A 22,065-nucleotide genomic window follows, 5' to 3' on the forward strand; every position below is an offset into this window, starting at 1 on the left:
TTCACCTCGTTAAACGATTTTACTCGCTTAGCGTGGTGTCCAAAACTATCGGGGCAGATCAGGCAACCTGAGCAAGCCCAAGCCATGAACACTCCACTCGAGTAGAAAAGCAAAAGGCCGCCCGTGATAACACGGGCGGCCTCGTTTTATTTGGTGAGTTGGCCTATAAGCCGGGTCCTGTTCTCCCGAAGGAGCGGCAGTCATTCCTCTAGGCCTGCAATCGCTCACAGGCTCAAGCAATCTACCCGGTTCCAACGCGAGCCACGCATTAATTCCGAAGAATAGTGGAACCCTATTTGATCTTGCTCCGGGTGGAGTTTACCGTGCCGCGAACTGTTACCAGCCGCGCGGTGCGCTCTTACCGCACCCTTTCACCCTTACCGGCCCGAAGGCAGGCGGTCTACTCTCTGTTGCACTGGTCGTCGGCTCACGCCGCCCAGACGTTATCTGGCACCCTGCTCTATGGAGCCCGGACTTTCCTCCCCGTTCTTGCGAACGCAGCGACTGCCCGGCCAACTCGGCGCGGATTATAGCCCATAGCGGGCTTCACACCAAGGCATTTCCTTACCAGCCCAGCTCCAGCCCTTTTTTATAGAGAGCGTTTTTCTTCAACCCATGGATCTGTGCCGCAATGGCGGCCGCCTTCTTCAGCGGTAATTCATCACAGAGTAGTTTGAGGGTATCCAGCGCCGCGGCGGGCGTTTCGTCGGCTTCTTCACTGACAAAACCGTGCAGCATAAGCACGATTTCACCGCGCTGCTGGTTGGCATCGGCTTCTACCTGCGCCAGCACTTCGGCCGTGGTGCCGCAGAGGAAGGTTTCAAAGGTCTTGGTCAGTTCCCGCGCCATCACCATCTGCCTATCCGGCCCCAGGACCTCCACCAGCGACTTGAGGCTGGGCAGAATTCTGTGGGGAGACTCATAGAAAATCAGGGTGCGCGGGTCTTCTCTCAGTGCCAGCAGTTTATCCTGGCGCCCTTTGTCTTTGGCCGGCAAAAAGCCTTCAAACGAAAAACGATCCGAGGGCAAGCCAGATGCCGACAGCGCGGCAATGGCGGCGCAAGGGCCGGGCAGCGGGATCACCGGATAACCGGCGGCGCGCACATGGGATACCAGGTGATAGCCGGGATCGGAAATCAGCGGCGTGCCGGCATCGCTGATCAGCGCTATGGATTCACCTTCGCCGAGGCGTTCGACAATCCACTGCGCCCGGGCACGTTCATTGTGGTCATGTAGCGCTGTCGTGCGGGTGTCTATGCCGAAGTGACTCAGCAATTTACCGCTGTGGCGAGTGTCTTCACAGGCGATCAACGCCACCCGATTCAGTACTTCCAGAGCCCTGGGGCTCAAGTCCCCCAGATTGCCTATGGGAGTGGGAACTATATACAGCGCGACCGACAGGTCCATAACTACCTCGGAGATGAAAGTGCCGAGACTTTCGTCAGGCACAATTGAAGGTTAAACTAGAGCCAGCATCTTACCAGAGTGAAGCCCTGTGTTAAAAAGCCTGAATAGAGTTAAATACATTTCTGCTGCGATTCTGCTTGCCAGCCTGTGGGGCTGTGGCAGCACACCATCGGCAGACAAAGAACAGCTGGCCGTCGTTTCTCTGGTCAGCGCCCCGCAAGCCCCGGCCGAGTATTTGGCATTTGCCGCCAAGGCGCCCAACAAGGAAAACCGCGAGCGTTATCTGCTGTTGGCCGCCAATGCTTACCTCAAGCAAGGGGATACAGATGCCGCTGCAGATATTCTGCGTTCAATGCAGGCCGGGCTGAGCCCGGTGGATGAAATCCAGGCCGAGCACCGCTTTCTCAGCGCCCGCCTGCAAGAGCTGACCGGCAAGAGTGCCGAAGCGCTGAACACCTTGAATTATCCCGGTAATTGGCAACTACCCGATTGGCAATGGGCCAGTTATCACCAGGCCCGTGCCCGGCTGTTTGCTGCCAACCAGCAACCCGTGGAGCAAGTGCGTGAGCTGAGTCAGCTCAGTCAGTATCTGCCGGTAAAGGCAACCGGCGAGGTTAACGACCAGATCTGGCAATTGCTCAAGCCACTGCAGGAAGAAACCCTGCAGAGCTTTGCCGCTCAAGAGAGCGATGCCGTATTTACTGGTTGGCTACAGCTGGCTTATCTGGCCAAGCACTACGCGGTGGATCCCTCAAGCCTGATCCGCCAGTTGAGTGATTGGCAGAAACGTAATCCTTATCATCCCGCCGCGGTGCAGTTGCCTTCGGATCTGCAACTGGCGCTCAGCGCCAAGCCTTACAGACCGAGCAATATCGCCGTGCTGCTGCCACTTTCGGGCCCAAGAGCCGGGGTCGCCAATACAGTGCGTCAGGGCATACTGGCCAGTTATCTGAGTGAACCGGACAGCAATGTCAGCCTTAACTTCTTCGACACGGCCCAAGGTGCCGATAAGGCCTATCAGCAAGCGCTGCAGAGCGGCGCCGAATTTGTGATTGGCCCACTGCTGCAAAACGAAGTGGAACAGGTGATGGCGGCCCAGCAAGCTGCCGGGGCAAACACGCCGCCACAACTGTTTCTCAACCAAATAGATAAGCTGGCGCCGCAACAGAATAAGTACTACTTTGCCCTGTCTCCCACTCAGGAAGCGAGCGATGCTGCCAGACGCATGTATCAGGATGGCATACAAGTGCCACTGCTGCTTGCCAGCAATGATGCAGTGGGGCAACGTATGGCCCAGAGCTTTAAACAAACCTGGATGGAACTGACCGACAGTGATGCCGAAGTCCACTTCTATGACAACGGCGACAAGATGCGCGAAACCGTGGAAAGCGCCCTCGGCGTAACGGACAGCAAGGCGCGGATCCAGGCCATCAAGGCACTGCTCGGCAGCAAGGTGAAGGCCGACTTCCGCTCCCGTACCGATATCGATGCCATCTATATGATCTCCGGCATTCAGGACTTGCCGCTGCTTAAACCCTTTATCGATGTCAATTTCAGTGTCTTTGCCGAGCAGGTGCCACTGTATACCAGCAGCCGCGCCCGTCAGGAAGACAATGCCAAGCAAACCGCGATTGAACTGAACAATATCACCATCAGTGATATCCCCTGGTTACTGCAGCCCAGTGAAGAAACCGAGGTGGTCAACAAGTTGTGGCCCACCTGGGGCAACGCCCAAAAACGCCTGTATGTGATGGGCTATGATGCCCTGCAGCTGGTCAATCGTCTGGCTCAGATGCATGCCTTCCCCGGATATCAGTACAATGGCCGCAGCGGCCAGTTGACGGTGAGCCCGGATGGGGTGATTGATCGTCAACTCAGTTGGGCCAAATACCAACGTGGCGTTTTACGGCCACTGTAAGCCGGCATATGGATCTTGGACAGGAAGGCGAGCGTCTGGCCCGCCGTTATCTGGAACAACAGGGCCTGACCTTTGTCGAACAGAATGTGCGCTACAGTTTCGGCGAACTGGACTTGGTGATGAAACAGGGCAGCCAATGGGTGTTTGTTGAGGTAAAATACCGCTCACCCAGCCGATTCGGTGGCGCTTTGCAGTCATTGAGCCAGGCCCAAATTGCCAGGCTTCGCAAGGCCGCCAGTCAGTATCTGCAGCAACACAGGATCAATGCTCCCTGTCGCTTCGATCTACTGGCCATTGATGGCGGCAAGGTGAAATGGCTGCAAGACGCTTTTTAGTAAACGCTTAACCCGAAACAAATTTACACTTTTATGCCTGAAAAAAGCCACCGGCCTATGGCATGATAGCAACACTTGATAGTGAAGGACTTATCCATGTTAGAACGTATCAAAGACAGCTTCACCGAGTCGATTCAGACCAAGATTGACGCCGCAGAGGCGCTGCCTGAGTCCATCTCCAAGGCCGCAGAAATGATGGTGCAATGTCTGTTGGGTGGCAATAAGATCCTTGCCTGCGGTAATGGCGGCAGTGCCGGTGATGCCCAACACTTTTCCGCCGAGCTGCTGAACCGCTACGAAGTGGAGCGTCCACCGCTGCCGGCCATAGCTCTGACAACAGACACCTCAACTCTGACGGCCATCGCCAACGATTACAGCTATGACGAAGTGTTTTCCAAGCAGATCCTGGCACTGGGCCAACCCGGTGACATACTGCTGGCCATTTCCACCAGCGGCAATTCAGGCAACGTTATCAAGGCGATGGAAGCTGCACTGAGCCGGGATATGACCATAGTGGCGCTCACGGGTAAAGATGGCGGAGCCATGGCCGGATTGCTGAGCACCAATGATGTGGAGATCCGCGTTCCTTCCAATGTCACTGCGCGCATTCAGGAAGTGCACCTGCTGGTTATCCACTGCCTGTGTGACAACATTGACCGTACCCTGTTCCCGCAGGACGAGCATCAATGAGACGTCTGCTGCCCCTGTGTCTACTGCTTACCAGTTTGACCGGCTGTGCCGGAGCCGTAATGGTGGGTGCAGTCGGCGGCGCCATGGTAGTCAACGATGAGCGCTCGCTCAAAACCCAGTTGGATGATACCAATGCCGATTTTAGTATCTCCAGCGTACTGGGCGCGGAGGAGGATCTGAAGAATCAGACCAATATCACCGGCGTCAGTATGAACGGCAATGTACTGATGATAGGTCAGGCGCCCAACTCCATGCTTAGAGACAAGGCGATTCGGCTGGTCAAAGAGCTGCAACTGGGTGGCAAGATCCACAACCAGATCCGTATTGGTAACCCGACATCCTTTACCACCCGCAGCAACGACACCTGGATCACCACCAAGGTCAAGGGACGGATGCTCAACGACAAGAATCTGGATGTCACCAAGATCAAGGTGATCACTGAGAACGGTGAAGTCTTTCTGCTGGGTTTGGTCGAGCGCGAGCAAGCCGATCTGGCAGTGGAAATTGCCCGCAATACCGCGGGGGTACGTAAGGTGATCAAGGTGTTCGACTACGTCACCCCTTAACAGCCAAATCCCTCGTCTATGCAAACAAGAGCCGGTTATACCGGCTCTTGTGCTTTCAGTTCACGGGTTTTCATCAGCTTGGCAATGGCAGGCAGGCACAAGGTTGGCAGCACCACCAATGCGGCCCCAACCCAACTCAGGGTATCCAGCCACTCATCGAACAGCAGCCAACCCAGGAAGACGATAAAGATCAGTCCACTATATTCAGCCACGGCAATTTCACTGGCCTTGGCCCTGCGATAAGCCAGAACACAGAACCAGTGATACGCCAGCAGGAAAGCATTGGATAACAGCGCCACCCCAAGTAGTTGCCAACTGAGCCCGGCCAATTGCTGCGACAGCGCCACCAACAGAGTCAGCGGTAGACTCAGCAGGTTGTAACAGAGCAAAGTCAGGCTGGCGGCCTCAGTACTGGGCAGCTTTCGCAGACTCATCTGGTTCAAGGAGAAGGTAAAGGCCGAAACCAACACAGCGATACCGGCAAGTTCCAGCTCACTGGGTTTTAGGATCAACAAGATACCGACAAATCCCAGCGCGGCAATACCCCACTGCAACGGCGTGATCTTTTCCTTCAAAAATACGGCGCCGAGCACCATTATCATCAATGGCGCCGAATAGAATAGCGAGCTGACAGTCGCCAAGGGCAGCGCCATCAGGCCAATAATCAAAAAGAGCGCGCCAACAGCTCCTGTGTTGGCACGCCAAAGGTGGAGCTTAAAATGAGAGGTGCCCGGGCGACCGGCCTTGATCCATAAAGGCAGCAACATAAGTACCGCCGTTACCTGGCGCACCAGCAGAAAGGTCGCCGCATTGGCATCATCCGGCAACCATTTGACCGACACATCATAAAATGCACTGAAGAGATTTCCTACGGTCAATAAAATCAAACCGATAGCTACGGTTCTCTGCATCTTGGTTACCCTGAACGACTCTCAATCGGCGGCATCATATCCGGGTTAAAAACCAAATTGAAATGATGTTTTTTACCTATAAATGAATTAAATTCATACTAAATATCAAAACAGAGTCGCCAATGCGAAAACTTCCCCCTTTGAGAGCGCTGCAGGTGTTCGAAGCGGCAGCACGCCAGAGCCATTTTTCCCGCGCTGCCGAAGAGCTTTGTATCACCCAGAGCGCCGTATCCCACCAGGTCAGGTTGTTAGAGGAACACTTTGACGAGCCTCTGTTTCTGCGTCAGGGGCGCAGCCTTAAACTGTCACCCAAGGGGGAGATCCTCTACGAAGAACTGGAGCGAATATTCAACGAACTGGCTGACCTTGGCCGTTTGTTCGGCGAGCCCAATCGTGAGCTGAAACTGGCGGTTTACAGCTCTTTTGCGGTTAAATGGTTGATCCCCAGACTCAGCGACTTTCGCCGCCGTCACCCCGAGGTACAGATAAGGCTGGAGATGGTGGCCCAAGATCCCGAGCTCAGCGACAGTGTAGCCGATCTCTTTATCAGCGGAGGTCTCAAACGACGGGGATACTGGCAGACTGTGCTGCACAAGGAACGGCTTATTCCGGTTTGTAGCCCACAGTTACCGCCCAGAGCCGGACAAATAACGATTCAGAGTCTGCAGCAGTATCCACTGTTGACCGTGGATGAAGGCCCACTGGGACTGGACTGGAACCGCTGGGCCGAGGCCAACGCCGTAACTCTGACCCCCAATCACAGGCAGCATATTTTCAGCCATGTGTTGATGGCCATAGAAGCGGCTATTGCCGGTCAAGGCATAGCACTGGCGTCAGACTTTATGGTGGAGGATGATATTGCCAGCGGCCGTTTGATAGAAGCTGAACTGCCGGACGTGCACACAGGGTTTGAATTCACTTTTTGCTGTAAAGAGCGGCGCCTCAAAGAGCCGGCCATTGCGGCCTTTGCCGATTGGCTGATGTTGATGGCAAGCCAGCCGCAACCGCAGTAACTCGAACGCAGCCACAAAAAAGCCGACCTTGTAGGTCGGCTCTCAAGATTGGCGGAATTACACCAGCAAACCTATCTTCTCATAGACTTTCTTCACTGTGACTTCGGCGCGGGCCTGGGCCTTTTCGGCGCCCTGCTTCATCACAGACTCCAGGAAGGCTCTGTCTTCGCGGAACTCACGGAAGCGTTGTTGCAGCGGCTCCAACATACCAACCACGGCTTCACCGGCAGCCACTTTCAAATGGCCGTACATCTTGCCTTCAAACTCGGCTTCCAGTTCGGCTATGCTCTGGCCTGTCACCCCGGACATCAGGCTCAGCAGATTGGACACCCCTGGCTTGTTGTCTATATCGAAACGCACCACAGGTGGCTCGTCACTGTCGGTCATCGCCTTTTTCAACTTCTTCATCACCGCCTTGGGATCTTCCAGCAGGCCGATGACATTGTTGCGGTTGTCATCTGACTTGGACATCTTCTTGGTGGGATCCTGCAGCGACATCACCTTGGCACCCAGCTCAGGGATAAAAGGCTCAGGCACAGTGAAGGTGTCACCATAAGCGTTATTGAAGCGGGTGGCGATATCCCGGGTCAATTCCAGATGCTGTTTCTGATCCTGACCGACAGGGATCTCATTGGCCTGGTACAGCAGGATATCGGCCGCCATCAGCACAGGATAACCGAACAACCCGACGTTGATATTATTGGCGTGCTTTTGCGACTTGTCCTTGAACTGAGTCATGCGGCTCAGTTCCCCCATCTGGGTGTAACAGTTCAGTACCCAGCCCAGTTGAGTGTGCTGCGGCACCTGTGACTGAATGAATACTGTGCTCTTCTTGGGATCGACACCACAGGCAAGGTACAGCGCCAATGTGTCCAGGCAAGCTTCACGCAAGGCATTGGGGTCCTGGCGCACTGTGATGGCGTGCAGATCCACCACACAATAGAGGCAATCATGGCTGTCCTGCATGGCTACCCACTGACGCAGGGCACCCATGTAGTTACCTATGGTCAACTCGCCTGAGGGCTGGGCACCGCTCAATACTATGGGTTTGGGACTGCTCATGAATTTCATTACTCCGATTGCTGTGGCGGCAAATGCGCCAAAATTTGCTCAAAATGATCGCATACGGCATCTGGGCCGCAAAGCCCAATATCTTCACCGTAGTTGTAGCCATAGGTCAAGCCGATTGAGGCAATACCTGCAGCTTTCGCCGCCAGAACGTCGTTACGGGAATCACCCACCATCAACATCTGCTGAGGCTGCAACTGCCATTTCTCCAGCAGATGAGTCAATGGCAAGGGATCCGGCTTCATCTTGGTGAGAGAATCTCCGCCGAGAATTTCACTGAAAAACGACTCAATACCAAAAGCCTGCAATAAGGGGATGGTAAAGCGATAAGGCTTGTTGGTGACCACAGCCAGCCTGAAACCTCTTTGCTGCAGAGTTCTGAGCACAGACTCAACCCCGGGATACAGCTTGCTGTAACGCTCAAGGCAGGCTTCATAATGCTTCATAAATACCGGCATGGCATCGGCCATGACAGAGGCATCCGGTTCAGCTCCCAGGCTCGAGGTCAGCGCGCGGCGCATCAACATCTCTGTGCCATTGCCAACCCAGCTGCGTACCTGATCTTCAGTGCAACCACGCAGTCCCATATCGGCAAGTGTCGCTTGGGTCGCGGCGGCCAAGTCCGGCACACTGTCAACCAGAGTGCCATCCAAATCAAAGGCGATCGCGCTGATACTGCTTGCGATCATAACTTACACTCCCGCCAGTTCGCTGCGCATTTGGTCGATAACCGCCTTATAGTCAGGCTGGCTAAAGATGGCTGAACCGGCAACAAACATGTCGGCGCCAGCAGCAGCAATTTCGGCTATATTGTCCACCTTAACACCACCGTCGACCTCCAGACGGATATCGCGGCCACTCTCATCAATACGGCGACGTACTTCGGCCAGTTTGTCCAATGTCGATGGAATGAATGACTGGCCACCAAAGCCAGGGTTAACCGACATCAGCAAAATCACATCCAGCTTATCCATCACATAGTCCAGGTAGTGCAGCGGCGTGGCAGGGTTGAATACCAAGCCAGCCTTGCAACCGTGGTCACGGATGAGTTGCACTGTGCGGTCCACATGCTCGCTGGCTTCAGGATGGAAAGTGATAATAGAAGCCCCCGCCTTGGCAAAATCAGGCACTATGCGGTCAACCGGCTTCACCATCAGGTGCACATCGATTTCGGCGGTAATGCCATAGTCACGTAACGCCTTACAGACCATGGGGCCTATGGTCAGGTTAGGTACATAATGGTTGTCCATCACATCGAAGTGAACCACGTCGGCCCCCGCATCCAATACGGCTTTAACATCATCACCCAGACGGGCGAAATCGGCAGACAGAATGGAAGGAGCAATAAGATATGGGCGCATAGCAATCTCACAGGATGTTTAAGAAGTCGCCTATTTTACCCGCCAAGGCGCTCGGGCTCTATAGCCTGGCGCCCATTTCTACCGTTGAAAAGCATCATAAGTTGGAATAAGGTTGTTACTTGGTAAAAAGCTGTTCAATTTATCAACGGCTTTGTTATAATCGACCGATGTCACATTTGGGGATGGAACAGGATGAACCAGAAACCGCAGGTTTTCACACACAGCATTAAGTCAGCAGTCATACTCGCTGCCGCCGCTGGCGTGGTGGGAGCGACTGCCGTTGGCTTCCAAAGCCTGGGTTCTTCCACGAACAATCTGGCCTGTAGCTACAGCCAGGAAAATGACTACAATCCCAGTCTGCCTTCCAGCCATCCCAATAATCGCTGTGCGACTCAGGAAGATGACTTGAGTTGGAGGGGATGGTTCAGCGGCAAGAGTCGTTCGGGTCAGTTCCATTTTGTCGACTTGATGGAGTTGCTGCACGGCCATCAACGCAAACCGGTTGACGATATCGCCCCGGCAAATTCCAACAACGGTTTTTAGATGCTTGGCCGCTACTGGCGTTACCTTTACAGTACGCTGGCAGCCTTCTTCGGGGTGCAGAGTGAGTCCAATCGTGCCAGGGACTTCAGCGCCAATTCCTCTCCGCTTCCCTACATAATCACAGGCGTGTTGCTGGCAGCATTCTTGGTGGTTGGACTATTGCTGCTGGTAAATCGAGTACTCGCCTGATTGCCGTGGGCAGCAAGCGTCAGTCGTTTTCGTTGTGATAGGTTTCGTCGTACAAAGCCATCAGTTCATTCACCTTGGTTCTGGTGCTGCCCTTCTGGCTGATGTTACGCTGCACCTGAATCGTTTCCATTCTCGAGCCATGATAAAGCTCACGGGTCAGCGGAATATCATGGTTGCTGATAAGCACTGGAATGCCACGCTCAATGGCGGTATGACGAGAGTGCCTGGCCAGCAGCGCCTGATCATCCAAAGAGAAGCCAGCCCCAACATAAGTAGTAAAGCTGGCGGTGGTTGATAGGGGGGCGTATGGCGGATCGCAATAAATTACATCACCGCTTTGGGCCAGGGCAAACGCCTGCTCGTAGCCAATACAGCGAAATTCGGCATTTTGTGCCTTGACGGCAAAGCCACGTATTTCCTTCTCGGGGAAATACGGTTTCTTGTAGGAACCGAAGGGCACATTGAATGAGCCTTTACGGTTGTAACGACATAAGCCATTAAAACCAAAACGATTGAGATAGAGAAAATAGATAGCTCTATCGAAGGGATCGCGACTACGGTTGAATTTATCTCGGATCAGATAGTATTGCTCTTTGTCGTTCATCTGCGGTACAAACAACTCGGCCGCCGCCCCTATGTATGCTTCCGGACGAGTCTGAATGATGGAGTAGAGATCGATCAGATCACGATTGATATCGCACAGCAGGTAACTGGGGTAATCTGTGTTGAGGAACACAGAACCGGCACCGACAAAGGGCTCGACCAGGCGCTCGCCCTTGGGCAAGTGCTGAGTCAGGGCATCAACCAGTTTAAATTTACCACCGGCCCACTTGAGAAAGGCTCTTTGTTTTTTCTTCATTAAAATTGATCGGTGCCCGGAAAAACGAAAGTGAGGATTGTACTCGGTTTAAGATGAAATTTCACTGTTACTTAGGCCAGCTTGTAAGCGATAGTGTTGCAGTGATTGCCAGGACTTAATCAAAGGTTGAGGCAGGTCCAAAGACAGCTGCAATACCTTCCCGGCTTCGATGGCCTCTTGCTTGCTGGCATATTCTCCTACCAATACCACCCACCAATCCTTATGTTTGGCCACTCTGACATTTTTCACTTTTTTCAGCTTAATCATAAATGCCGTCAGTGAAGACTCGCGTTTCAGACTTACCAATTGCAAGGTGTAACCTTGTGTCGGTAGCACGCCGGCACTGGGCTCTTGTTCAAGCTCAGATTGAGCTTGAGTTTCCTGCGCTTCATTATTCATAGAGGCAGAGGCAGCCTCTTTGACCTGCGGCTTTTGGGTAACAGGAGCGGTTTTTACATCCAGCGCCGCTTTGGCATCGCTGAGCAGTTCAGAACCAGTTTCCGGCTCTGGGGTCGACTGACTATCCGCTTGGGACTCTGTTTTCTGAGCTGATTTCGGGTCTTGCTGCGAGTCAATCGCTGGTGAAACAAGGCTCTGGCTTCGCGGTTGTTCAAGACGAATATATACAGGAGCCGAGCTGAGAACTTTCGAGGCCGATTCCGATTCATTATCGAGCCAGCGCTCGGCAAATTGGCTTAAGGGAGTTGTCCTATGTTCCAGTACCAAGGCAGACTTGGTCAGTTCGGGCAGAGGCTCGGTCGAACACAACAGATACCAGCAGAGCAGTGCCAAACAACTCAGCACAGCAAGGCTCGATATCAGTAAGGTCTTCCACGGGAATACCCTTGGTCTCGGCGGCTCACCGTTCAAGGCCAACTCCAGCAATGCCAAAACCTCGGCCGGTGTCCCTTGTTGCCGCTCCAATTGCTTGACCACTATGGCCCGAGGCGTAAAAGTATGCACCGCACTGCGGGTCAACAAAGTTTGATACAGCCCTTCACGCTCGGCCAGAGAAAGCGGCTCAAGCTTAACCGGCAATACCTGCGGTTTCTGTGCTTTAGGCAGTTGCAGCTGTAACTGCTCGGCAAATTCCGGAGAGACAGAACAGGTCAGCGTGATAGCTTCACCTCTGGCTTGCAACTGAGTCAATAGCAAACACTCGGCCCAGAGCACCAGCGGCATGTTGTCGGCATCGTCGATCAAAATGTGGATAGGCTTGCGCATCTCACCCAGATAACGCAGCAGGGTATCGGCCAGGGGTTGTTCGTCGTCAAACAGAGGATCGGGCAGTAGTTGGATCAGCAACTTGCGCCTTATTTCGGCGGCATCCGCATGTTGAGGACAACTGACCAACGCCAGATTATGCTCATCGAGCACATTGGCCAAGGCGGTCAACAGCCGTGTCTTACCGGCTCCAACCTGCCCCTGCAACAAAACCAGCTGCTGACCGTAACAGGCCAGATGCTGTAATCTTTGTAACAGTGCCTCTTGCGAGGGCAGGAGAAGTTCTTCGGTTGCCACCATTGTCACCCATCAAGGTTCAAGCGCGGCAGATCACCTGTTCAAGTAGGGATTCCGGCACTTGAGCAAAAATACCGGCCTGCCCCATATCAGTGGGCAAAACCAAGCGAATTTGCCCAGCCAAAACTTTTTTGTCACGCCGCATATGTTTGATAAAGCTTTCAAAATCCATGGACTCTGGTGCAGTTATCGGTAAGTCGAACGCCTGTAGCAGCGCCCTGATGCGACAGAGAATTGACTCGTCAATCAGTTCCATGGCTTTTGCCGTTTGTGCAGCAAGGACTGTGCCAGCGGCAACCGCTTCACCATGAAGCCAATTACCATAGCCCATTTCGGCCTCAATGGCATGACCAAAGGTATGCCCCAGATTCAACAGGGCACGAACCCCTTGCTCTGTCTCATCTTCGGCAACCACTTCGGCTTTTATCTCACAGCAGCGACGGATAGCATAAGCCAGCGCCTCTGGCTGCTGCGACTTGAGTGACTCGACATTGTTTTCGAGCCACAGGAAAAAATCAGCATCCCAAATGATGCCGTATTTGATCACTTCGGCCATACCGGCGGCAAATTCACGTGCCGGCAGAGTCTTCAGGCACAGGGTATCTATCAGCACAAGTTGTGGCTGATAAAAAGCGCCTATCATATTCTTGCCCAGCGGATGATTGACCGCTGTTTTGCCGCCCACAGAGGAATCGACCTGAGACAGAAGCGTAGTGGGGATCTGGATAAAGTCCACGCCCCGCTGATAACAGGCGGCAGCGAAGCCGACCATATCACCAATAACTCCACCACCGAGTGCCACCAGCACCACATCACGACCGCAGTTGTGCTCAAGCAAAGCCGTAAATACGCTTTCGAGCTGTGCCAATGTCTTGAACTGCTCACCATCGGGCAAAATATGAGCAAAAACCTGAGCCGCGGGCAGCAGAAGACGCTGCAAGGGTTGCAGATACATAGGAGCTACTGTGTCATTGGAGACAATGAGGACCTTTTTCCCCGAGATGCTCGCCGTAAGACAATCGCTCTGGGCCAACAGACCCTGGCCAATGAAGATAGGATAACTACGTTCACCTAAATCAACCCGGATCTGTTGCATCTTGCGTCCTAGAAACCTAATTGTTCAATGATTTGATTGGCCACCACTTTGGCGCTTTGTTCGTCTGTCTTGACGATAACATCGGCGATTTCCTCATAGAGAGGATTACGCACGTCTGCCAGTGCTTCCAACACTTCACGAGGGTTATCGACCTGCAGCAAGGGGCGACGCTTGTCGCGCTGAGTGCGGGCCACTTGTTTATCGATAGTGGTTTCCAAATACACCACAATACCGCGGGCAGAGAGGAAGTTGCGGATATCTTTGCTTTGAACTGAGCCACCACCGGTTGCCAGAACTATGCCTTGTTTCTCGGTCAGATCGGAAATCACCTGAGCCTCGCGGCGACGGAAACCTTCTTCGCCTTCAACGTCAAATACCCAGGCAATGTCAGCGCCGGTGCGATTTTCAATCTCTTGATCTGAATCGTGGAATTCCAAGTGCAGCATTTGTGCCAGATGACGACCTATGGTGCTCTTGCCTGCGCCCATAGGGCCTACCAGAAAAATATTACGTTTTTCAGCCATTTCTTGTACGTCTGAATCTTATGAAAAGTTTGCCGAATGTCGACTTACTATCAAATCGACGGGATTTGTTACCTTGCTCTTATGAGACTTGACCGGGGATTATCTCAGCTTAAGGACATTCAAGGCAAGTAATGCCGACTATTAAAGCCAAATTTCCCCGCGCCCAAACATCAAAGCCAGCGACTGGCACTGGCTTTGGTTGAGGTTTTACAGGTTTGGAAAAAACTTAGGCAGACCCCGGCATGGCCTCAATCAGATGCCTTGAACGCCAATTGCAGTCCAAACCACGCTCTACAAAAGAGAACGTCACGAGGACTTCGCACCTTCCCTAAATTTCTTCAGTTACTATCTTGGGCGTTACGAAGATCAACAGCTCCTGGCGCTCATTCTTGTCCGAAGTATTACGGAACAGGAAACCGACCAGGGGAATATCCCCCAATACAGGCACCTTGCTAACCCGGCTGATCAAGTTCTGTTGATAAATCCCCCCCAGCACTATGGTTTCACCATTGTCCACCAACACTTGGGTACCAATGCGCTGGGTATCGATGGAAACAGCTTCTCCCAGCGGAGTCTGTACTATCTTACCTTGGGAATCCTGAGTGATTTCCAGATCCAGTATCACACGATTATCCGGGGTAATTTGTGGTGTTACCCGTAGCGACAATACCGCTTTCTTGAACTGTACTGTAGCCGCGCCACTGGAAGCCGATTCCACATAAGGGATCTCGACACCCTGCTCAATATAAGCGGCTTTCTGATTTGAGGTGGTAATTCTGGGGCTGGCGATAATTTCACCCTTGTTTTCCTGCTCCAGCGCACTCAATTCCAAATCCAAAACAGTACCGTCGGCCAGTTTGGCAACATGGAAAGCTATGCTGGCAGCATTGCTAGGAGCCGCCGGCAGGTTCACATTGAGACGATCGCCTATGGATGGAATGGTGCCGTTGGTAATGTCCTGAGCGCCTTCCAAACTACCCGAGGTACCTTTATTGCCTTGCTGATCTGTAATCCCCCACCGGATACCCAAATCCTCAGCAACATCATCCTTAACCGTGACCATACGACTTTCAATCAACACCTGACGAATAGGCACGTCCAGCACTTCAATCAATTTGTGCACATTTTCCAGAATATCGGCTGTGTCTTTAACCAGCAGAGTGTTGGTTCTTTCGTCCACGGCAACTGTGCCACGTTTGGACAATAGGCTTGAACCTTCTCCCCTCAACAAGCTGGCAATCTCGGTGGCCTTGGCATAGTTCACCTGCAAATATTCCGAGTAAAGTGGCGCCAACTCTTCAGAGACTTTTTTCTTGTTCTTGAGCTGGTTTTCTTCACGTATGGCAAGCTCCTCAGCCGGCGCTACCATAAGAATGTTACCTTCGATTCGCTTATCCAACCCCTTGGTCTGCAGGATAAGATCCAGCGCCTGATCCCAAGGTACGTCATCCAGTCTCAGGGTGATACTACCTTCGACTGTATCACTGGTCACCAGGTTGAAGTCGTTGTAATCGGCAATAATCTGTAGCACGGTTCTGACAGAAATATTCTGGAAATTGAGCGACAGAGTCTTGCCCGAGTATTTCTTCTCTTCTTCCAACTGAACTGCACGCTCGACCTCGGTCATCGCCAAGGTGAACATATTACCGTCTTGTTTGTAGTTGTATTCGTAGTCGCCCTTGATATCGATCAGGATTCGACTGGTCAGATCCTCTTTGAAGGTCTCAAAACTCTTCACCGGGGTGGCAAAGTCTTGTACATCCATAACATAAAGCATGTCAGATGGAATATCTGTGTTGTACAGCTTCAGTTCCAGCCTGGAACCGACCTGCTCCACATTGGCGGCAACCGATGAGTTACGCAGCTCAACCAGCAGTTCGCCACCCTTATCCCCCAAGCGACGGAAATCGATATTTTTTATGCTATTAACAAACGGACTACTGGCCTTGCTCTGGGGCTCCATGACTTCATCATTGACAGTCAAACGATAGACGTTACCCACGGCCTTACCCTGATAAGGTTTCACTTTTTTCAGTGCCAAAACCAGTTGCAACTTGTCGCCGTCCTGCATGCTGGACAGCTGCTCAACCCCGGCAGTGTTAATAGGGATCTGTGCTTTTTCCAGCGCAGAAATACTGTCGCTGAAGTCCAATTGGATACTGGCAGGATCAGCATTCAAATTGATTTCCGGCTCAGATATCGGCTTGTCAAACACCAACTCCAATTCCAGTTGATGATCCACAATGGCATGGTACTTAACATCCACCAGCTTGTTGGAAGCATCAGCATAGGGACTGAGCCCCAGGATGAGTAAGCTGCCCAGGACATACTGCATCCATTTGGCTGCATTTTTTAGGGTGATATTCGCGGCAGAAGATTCCATTATTCCCTCATCCTTCGCTTGTTATTCTCCGGTCAATTCCAGGCTGCTGTTGCGCTCTGTCCAGCAGCCGGAACCGTCCGGTACTAATTCAATGATATCGATATACTGTGCTGACACTTTAGCTATCCGGCCATGATAGAGTCCCAAATACTCACCGACTCCCATGCGATAGACATTGCCATCGGTCGTTTCCACCAAGGCCCAAACCACCTTGTCTTCACTCAAGGTGCCTCGCATCTTGAGATTATCCAGAGCATAGGTTTCGAGACGGCCCTTGCGACGCTTGAGATCCGGTTGCAGGCAGTCCTTGGTGGTGTCTATCACCTCTTCCGTCAGCTCTCGGGAAGGCGGTACAAAGGGGCTACGCATCATATCGGCCTGATAATCAAAGTGCTCAAACTGAGGCGGCTCTTTCAGCGGCGGGATTGGAGCAACCGGCTGGGCCTTGGTGCTGGTAACAAAGTCCTCAAGATCCGCTCTGTCACCGATACAGCCACTCAGCAATAGCACCGCAGCGGTCAGGGTAATGAGTCGTTTCATTTACCTTTCCCCTTAGCCTTCTCCGGCGGTAATTCCGTTCCTTCTTTAAATCTGTAGGTCTTGGCAAGGATCTCCATCGCCAAGATGCCCGATGGGTCACGCTTAATAACAAAATCATGCAGACTGACAATCCGCGGCAGCTTGGCAACTCCGCCGACCATGTGGCCCAGTTGGTGATAATCGCCGGTCACGGCCATACGTATCGGGAATTCAATGTAGAAGTCCCGCTGGATCTCAGCGTCCCAATCCAGACTTTGGATCTTCAACCCGGCATCTGTAGCCACATAGGTCAAGTCATCGAGTAAACCCGGCATTTCGTTTTCAGATGGCAGCATCTTCAGCAATTCGGCAAATTGCGCTTCCATCTGCACCAACTGCTCCCGATATAATTTCAGGTTAGCGGCCAAAAGATACTTTTGCTTGAAATCATCACGCAGTTGTTGCTCTTTAACTTGTTCAGACTGATAAATATCTATGGCATCTGAAACAAACAGATAATAGCCACCAACGAACACCAGAATTGCCAGCAAGCCGGCAAACACAGCTTTGACCTGAGTCGGCCAAGCGCCGATATTCTCCATGTCCAGGTCATTGAACTGGCTCAAATCGAAACTCATTTGCCCGCTCCTTTCGCCATCTGTGCCGTCCCCTCAAGCCGGTTTGCTCCCTTAATACTGACCTTGAGACTGAAGCGTTGCAGCTCTCTGAGTTCTTCCTGCTGAGAAACTATCGACTGCATACTCGGGTCCTGAAGCCACTCTGATGCTTTAATTTTTCGCATCATGTTGGCGACATTGTTATTGGACTCACTGCGGCCTTCGATCCAGATCAGGCTGCCTTTCTTTTCTATGCTGGAAAGATAGATGCCTGGCGGAATAACCCGTACCAGCTCATCCAATACGTGGGTTGGCAAATTACGCGCCTGTTGCAGGTTAAGAATAATCTCGGTGCGACGTTCAATATCCTTTTTGCGCTGTTTGATCTTGGTAATCTCAGCTATCTGCTTGTCTAGCAAACTAATTTCTGATTGAAGATAAGCATTTCGCTGACGTTGGTCCTCTGTCATCAAACCGATAAAGTTCAGTGCCATGTAAACCAACAACGCGGCGCCAATAAAAACAGCAGCCAAAATCCCTATATAGTCACGTTTCTGTTTTTCCCTGGCTTCTTCGCGCCATGGTAATAAATTTATGTTCGCCATTGACCATAACTCCTCAGCGCCAGGCCGCAGGCCACCATGTATTTACTGATATGGGGTTGCAGGGCATTTTTTACTGAATCGTCTGCATGCAAACTTCCCTGAAAGGGGTCAGCAATTATAGTATGAACACCTAATTCATTGGTCAGAAGATTAGCCATACCTTCTAATTTGGAAGTGCCGCCACAAAGCACCAAATGATCGACTTTATCTTTACCACTGGAAGTGCAATATATTTGCAGCGTGCGTTTTATTTGTTGCAATAATTGCGTTTGGAATGGCGATAACACCTCAAACATATAATTGCGAGGTAGATCACCTTCTATCTTGGCCTTTTCCGCCTGTTCATAGGACATGCCGTAAAAAGACAATATAGATTGAGTGAAGAGTTCACCACCAAATGCTTGCTCGCGGATAAAGGCCGTTTCCCCTTTTTCCACTACCGCGAAGGTAGTCATATTGGCACCGATATCAACCAAAGCGACCACCTGATCTGCCGCGCCGTCCGGCAGCTGTCCCAAGACCAATTCAAGGGAACGGCCTAAAGCATAACCTTCTACATCAACGACTTTGGGCTCAAGGTCAACACTGTCCAGCGCATCGATTCTGGCATCGATATTTTCGGTTCGGCAAGCACTGAGCAAAACATCAACCTTACTGGGATCTGTCTTGTTAACGCTCAGCGTCTCAAAATCAATACTGACTTCATCAAGTGAATAGGGAATAAGGTTATCCGCTTCAATCTCAATCTGTGCCTCCATTTCCACCTCACTCAGAGAGGCATCCATGTAGATGACTTTAGTCATTACGGCTGATCCGGATACAGCTACGGAAGCAAATTTAGTTGCTTTGGGCAATTGCTTCTTGAGCTGTTTCATTGCTTCAATGACAGCTTCAGGATCGCGAATATCATGATCATTGATGGCCCCTTTTTTAACAGGAGCTACGGCATAAGCCTGGATTTTATAACCATCACCTGTCTTGCCCAGCAGGATTGCCTTGACCTCGTGAGAACCGATGTCAATACCCACCATTTGCGGAGCCTGACGCTTCCATAGATTCGAAAGCATAGTCCTTTGTCACTTTGTTATTGTTAGGTTTTAGAGTAGCACATTTTCAAATTGTTACGCCTCTTTGTATAAAATGTTTGAGCACATTACAACGGCTAATTTTTTGACGCTGCCTTTTTGCTTCACCCTGCACAAAACGCCTTATATACTATTGTGCCCGCAGCAAGTTTTGGAATAATCTCGTGAAGTGGTTAAAACGTATACTCATAGCTCTATTCAGTCTGGCCCTTTTGGGGGTTGCAGCTATCGTTGGAGCCTACTTCTACGTCCTCCCCGAACTCCCGGATGTCGCCACACTCAAGACAGTGCAACTGCAAACGCCACTAAGGGTTTATTCCAGTGACGGCAAGCTGATCTCACAATTCGGTGAAAAGCGCAGGATCCCGTTGGAATTGGCCGATGTGCCAAAACCGTTATTGCAGGCCTTCCTGGCAACCGAAGATTCACGTTTTTATGAACACAAAGGCGTCGATCCCATAGGGGTAGCGCGGGCCGCACTGGTTATGCTGGCCACCGGCGAAAAAAAGCAGGGCGCCAGTACCATTACCATGCAGGTGGCCAGGAACTTCTTCCTGACCCGAGACAAGACAATTATTCGTAAAGTCAAAGAGATATTTATCTCTATCCACATAGAGCAGCTGCTGACTAAAGATGAGATTCTGGAGCTCTATGTCAACCGTATCTATCTTGGACAGCGGGCCTACGGGGTTGGCGCCGCGGCTCAAGTTTATTATGGCAAGGAAGTCAAAGACTTGACGCTTGCTGAAATGGCAGTTATCGCCGGCTTGCCAAAAGCCCCTTCAACACTCAACCCTATCACCTCCCCCAGCCGAGCTTTGACCCGTCGTAACCTGGTGCTCAACCGTATGCTGGAGGTCGGCTATATCACCCAGAGTGAATATAACGAAGCCAGTGCTCAACCTATTACCGCCAAATACCATGGCGCCGAAATCGATCTCTACGCCCCCTATATTTCAGAGATGGCCAGAGATTATATGGTGCAAAAATACGGTGAAGAGGAAGCCTATACCGGTGGGTACGATGTTTACACCAGCATAGACTCATCACTGCAGTTAAAAGCCCAGAAGGCACTGCGCAACAATGTCTACGCCTATGATGAACGCCATGGCTATCGAGGTCCTGAAGCGGTTCTATGGACAGACAAACAACCTGATGAGAGCGAGTTGATTGCTACTCTGAAGAAAACCATGCCCATTCAAGAGCTCAGGCCTGCCGCCGTATTGCAAGTAGAGGAACAGCAGGCACAGGTCCTGCTCGCGTCGGGAGAAAAGCTCACTCTGCCTTGGGATGGCCTCAAATGGGCCCGCAAATTTATCAGTGACAAACGCCAGAGCGCACCACCGAAGAAAGCCGAACAGTTCCTGAAAGTAGGCGAGCAGATTTGGGTACGTCATAACGGCGATATCTGGCAATTGGCTCAGGTGCCTCAGGTTGCCAGCGCCATAGTCTCGATAGATCCTAAAGATGGTGCAATTCAGGCACTGGTCGGTGGTTATAGCTTCAGTCAGAGCCAGTACAACCGGGTAACTCAGGCCAAGCGTCAGTTGGGCTCCAACATAAAACCTTTCCTATATGCCGCAGCGCTGGAGAAAGGCTATACCCTGGCGACACTGATCAACAACGCGCCTATCAACAAACCGGATCTCAGCCAAGGTACGGCTTGGCGTCCCAAGAACTCACCCGACGTATACGGCGGCCCCACCAGGCTGCGTCTGGGGCTGGCCCAGTCTATCAACGTGATGTCGGTGAGAACCCTACGCTATGTTGGACTGGATGCCGCCATCGACAAACTGGTGCAATTTGGTTTCGATGCCAAAGAGCTCAACCGCAACGAGTCTCTGGCGCTGGGTTCGCCATCGGCAACACCTTTGCAGGTGGTCACAGCCTTCTCGACCTTCGCCAACGGGGGTTATCTGGTTGAGCCTTACTTCATCAAACGGATCCAGAATGCTCAGGGCGAAATCCTTGAGCTGGCTCATCCTGCCCTGGCCTGCGACGCGCCACTTAAGCCTGAAGAAGATATGGCGGATAACGCGATAACCAATTTGACTATGCAAGAGCCGCAGCAGCCCCTGGTTCAGGAAGATCCTTTCAGCTGTGACAGCCCAAGTGCCCGTCACGCCAAGCAAGTGATCAGCGAGCAGACCGCATTCCTGATCACCGATGCCCTCAAGAGTGTTATCTGGGGTGGCGGTAACTGGAGCAAGGGCACTGGCTGGAACGGTACCGCCTGGCGCGCCGCCAGAGTGGTCAAACGCCATGACATAGCCGGTAAAACGGGAACAACCAACGAATCGCGGGACACCTGGTTCAGTGGCTACAATCCTAAGCTTGCCACCACTGTCTGGGTCGGCTTCGATGACCATGGCCGTGAGCTGGGACGTACCGCCTGGAATGCCAGCGGCGCCAAAGATCAGATTTCAGGGGCCGAATCCGGTGCCAAGACCGCGGGCCCAGGCTGGAACGAGTTTATGCGCGATGCCCTGGAAGGAACGCCGGAAGAACCCAGCATTCCTCCGGCTGGAATCGTTTCGGTGCGTATTGATTTGGATAGCGGCAAGCTGTCACGTAAGACAGACTACACCAGCGACTTCGAGTACTTTATTCAGGGTACAGAACCCAAGGAATACGCCACTGGCGCCGAAGATGACAGCGACATCTTTATCGAAACACCGCCAGAAGAGCTGTTCCAGTAACAGTCTGTTTAACACCGTCTGCTAAACATTAAAAAACGCGCCGATTGGCGTAATGCCGTTCACTTAGTGTGAACGGCATTTTTCTTAGGCTTAATGGGATACTTGTTTTTACTCATTTTTAACGCACGTGGATAGGCTCTATCCCGTTTCCCATCA

22 protein-coding genes and 1 other RNA gene are annotated in these 22,065 nt (G+C 52.1%); 8 read left to right on the plus strand and 15 right to left on the minus strand.

The window, feature by feature from the left end; genetic code table 11:
• Positions 1-150 precede the first annotated feature (150 nt).
• Both rnpB and rsmI read right to left on the minus strand, forming a co-directional pair.
• Positions 151-520: RNase P RNA component class A (gene rnpB, locus CX651_RS17805), an RNA gene on the minus strand.
• Between the two features lie 44 nt (positions 521-564).
• Entirely contained in the window at positions 565-1,407 is an 843-nt protein-coding gene (gene rsmI, locus CX651_RS17810; protein ID WP_101057313.1) for a 16S rRNA (cytidine(1402)-2'-O)-methyltransferase, read from the minus strand.
• Between the two features lie 88 nt (positions 1,408-1,495).
• On the opposite strand from rsmI, the gene CX651_RS17815 reads away from it, so the two are divergent.
• The 4 genes from CX651_RS17815 to CX651_RS17830 all read left to right on the plus strand — a co-directional run bounded on the left by CX651_RS17815 (position 1,496) and on the right by CX651_RS17830 (position 4,916).
• Positions 1,496-3,325: a penicillin-binding protein activator gene (locus CX651_RS17815; RefSeq protein WP_101057315.1), complete on the plus strand. Its 1,830-nt coding sequence runs from the start codon at positions 1,496-1,498 to the stop codon at positions 3,323-3,325.
• A gap of 8 nt (positions 3,326-3,333) precedes the next feature.
• A complete protein-coding gene (locus CX651_RS17820; RefSeq protein ID WP_101057317.1) occupies positions 3,334-3,660 on the plus strand; it encodes a YraN family protein in 327 nt (108 codons plus the stop codon).
• Positions 3,661-3,756: 96 nt separating this feature from the next.
• Entirely contained in the window at positions 3,757-4,350 is a 594-nt protein-coding gene (locus tag CX651_RS17825; protein WP_039035996.1) for a phosphoheptose isomerase, read from the plus strand.
• Positions 4,347-4,916: a BON domain-containing protein gene (locus tag CX651_RS17830; RefSeq protein ID WP_101057319.1), complete on the plus strand. Its 570-nt coding sequence runs from the start codon at positions 4,347-4,349 to the stop codon at positions 4,914-4,916. Before CX651_RS17825 ends, CX651_RS17830 begins: the two co-directional genes overlap by 4 nt.
• A 35-nt stretch (positions 4,917-4,951) precedes the next feature.
• Here the strand turns inward: CX651_RS17830 and CX651_RS17835 are convergent, their stop codons facing one another.
• Positions 4,952-5,827, minus strand: a complete 876-nt coding sequence (locus tag CX651_RS17835; protein WP_101057321.1) for a DMT family transporter — start codon at positions 5,825-5,827, stop codon at positions 4,952-4,954.
• A gap of 122 nt (positions 5,828-5,949) precedes the next feature.
• Here CX651_RS17835 and CX651_RS17840 point away from each other — a divergent pair, with 122 nt between their 5' ends.
• Positions 5,950-6,840, plus strand: coding sequence for a LysR substrate-binding domain-containing protein (locus tag CX651_RS17840; protein WP_101057323.1), 891 nt, complete (start codon positions 5,950-5,952; stop codon positions 6,838-6,840).
• Between the two features lie 57 nt (positions 6,841-6,897).
• On the opposite strand, the gene trpS is transcribed toward CX651_RS17840, so the two are convergent.
• The 3 genes from trpS to rpe are packed head-to-tail and all read right to left on the minus strand — an operon-like array spanning position 6,898 to position 9,269.
• Positions 6,898-7,902, minus strand: a complete 1,005-nt coding sequence (gene trpS, locus CX651_RS17845; protein ID WP_025011602.1) for a tryptophan--tRNA ligase — start codon at positions 7,900-7,902, stop codon at positions 6,898-6,900.
• 8 nt (positions 7,903-7,910) lie between these two features.
• Complete coding sequence (locus tag CX651_RS17850) at positions 7,911-8,597, minus strand: phosphoglycolate phosphatase (protein WP_283103281.1); 687 nt, start codon at positions 8,595-8,597, stop codon at positions 7,911-7,913.
• Between the two features lie 3 nt (positions 8,598-8,600).
• Entirely contained in the window at positions 8,601-9,269 is a 669-nt protein-coding gene (gene rpe, locus CX651_RS17855; RefSeq protein WP_039035991.1) for a ribulose-phosphate 3-epimerase, read from the minus strand.
• Between the two features lie 192 nt (positions 9,270-9,461).
• On the opposite strand from rpe, the gene CX651_RS17860 reads away from it, so the two are divergent.
• Positions 9,462-9,812, plus strand: coding sequence for a hypothetical protein (locus CX651_RS17860; protein WP_101057325.1), 351 nt, complete (start codon positions 9,462-9,464; stop codon positions 9,810-9,812).
• Entirely contained in the window at positions 9,813-10,001 is a 189-nt protein-coding gene (locus CX651_RS17865) for a DUF2970 domain-containing protein (protein WP_101057327.1), read from the plus strand.
• Positions 10,002-10,020: 19 nt separating this feature from the next.
• On the opposite strand, the gene CX651_RS17870 is transcribed toward CX651_RS17865, so the two are convergent.
• The 9 genes from CX651_RS17870 to CX651_RS17910 all read right to left on the minus strand — a co-directional run bounded on the left by CX651_RS17870 (position 10,021) and on the right by CX651_RS17910 (position 19,192).
• Positions 10,021-10,860 (minus strand): Dam family site-specific DNA-(adenine-N6)-methyltransferase, encoded by an 840-nt coding sequence (locus CX651_RS17870; protein WP_101057329.1) that lies wholly within the window; start codon positions 10,858-10,860, stop codon positions 10,021-10,023.
• Between the two features lie 48 nt (positions 10,861-10,908).
• Positions 10,909-12,384: an AAA family ATPase gene (locus CX651_RS17875; RefSeq protein WP_101057331.1), complete on the minus strand. Its 1,476-nt coding sequence runs from the start codon at positions 12,382-12,384 to the stop codon at positions 10,909-10,911.
• Between the two features lie 16 nt (positions 12,385-12,400).
• Positions 12,401-13,477 (minus strand): 3-dehydroquinate synthase, encoded by a 1,077-nt coding sequence (gene aroB / locus CX651_RS17880; RefSeq protein WP_101057333.1) that lies wholly within the window; start codon positions 13,475-13,477, stop codon positions 12,401-12,403.
• 8 nt (positions 13,478-13,485) lie between these two features.
• Positions 13,486-14,001: a shikimate kinase AroK gene (aroK, locus tag CX651_RS17885; RefSeq protein WP_025011596.1), complete on the minus strand. Its 516-nt coding sequence runs from the start codon at positions 13,999-14,001 to the stop codon at positions 13,486-13,488.
• 328 nt (positions 14,002-14,329) lie between these two features.
• Positions 14,330-16,336 (minus strand): type IV pilus secretin PilQ, encoded by a 2,007-nt coding sequence (locus tag CX651_RS17890; protein WP_373296865.1) that lies wholly within the window; start codon positions 16,334-16,336, stop codon positions 14,330-14,332.
• Between the two features lie 69 nt (positions 16,337-16,405).
• Positions 16,406-16,924 (minus strand): pilus assembly protein PilP, encoded by a 519-nt coding sequence (locus tag CX651_RS17895; protein WP_039035984.1) that lies wholly within the window; start codon positions 16,922-16,924, stop codon positions 16,406-16,408.
• Positions 16,921-17,541 carry a type IV pilus inner membrane component PilO gene (locus CX651_RS17900; RefSeq protein WP_039035983.1) on the minus strand — a complete coding sequence of 207 codons (621 nt, stop codon included), beginning with the start codon at positions 17,539-17,541 and terminating at the stop codon, positions 16,921-16,923. Before CX651_RS17900 ends, CX651_RS17895 begins: the two co-directional genes overlap by 4 nt.
• On the minus strand, positions 17,538-18,125 hold the full coding sequence (locus CX651_RS17905) for a PilN domain-containing protein (protein WP_039035982.1): 588 nt from the start codon (positions 18,123-18,125) through the stop codon (positions 17,538-17,540). Before CX651_RS17905 ends, CX651_RS17900 begins: the two co-directional genes overlap by 4 nt.
• Positions 18,113-19,192: a pilus assembly protein PilM gene (locus CX651_RS17910; RefSeq protein ID WP_101057337.1), complete on the minus strand. Its 1,080-nt coding sequence runs from the start codon at positions 19,190-19,192 to the stop codon at positions 18,113-18,115. The genes CX651_RS17905 and CX651_RS17910 overlap by 13 nt, the downstream gene beginning before the upstream one ends.
• A gap of 182 nt (positions 19,193-19,374) precedes the next feature.
• On the opposite strand from CX651_RS17910, the gene CX651_RS17915 reads away from it, so the two are divergent.
• A complete protein-coding gene (locus CX651_RS17915; protein ID WP_101057339.1) occupies positions 19,375-21,909 on the plus strand; it encodes a penicillin-binding protein 1A in 2,535 nt (844 codons plus the stop codon).
• Positions 21,910-22,065: the final 156 nt, after the last annotated feature.

Source organism: Shewanella chilikensis (assembly GCF_002836945.1).
In the GTDB taxonomy this organism is placed as follows: domain Bacteria; phylum Pseudomonadota; class Gammaproteobacteria; order Enterobacterales; family Shewanellaceae; genus Shewanella; species Shewanella chilikensis.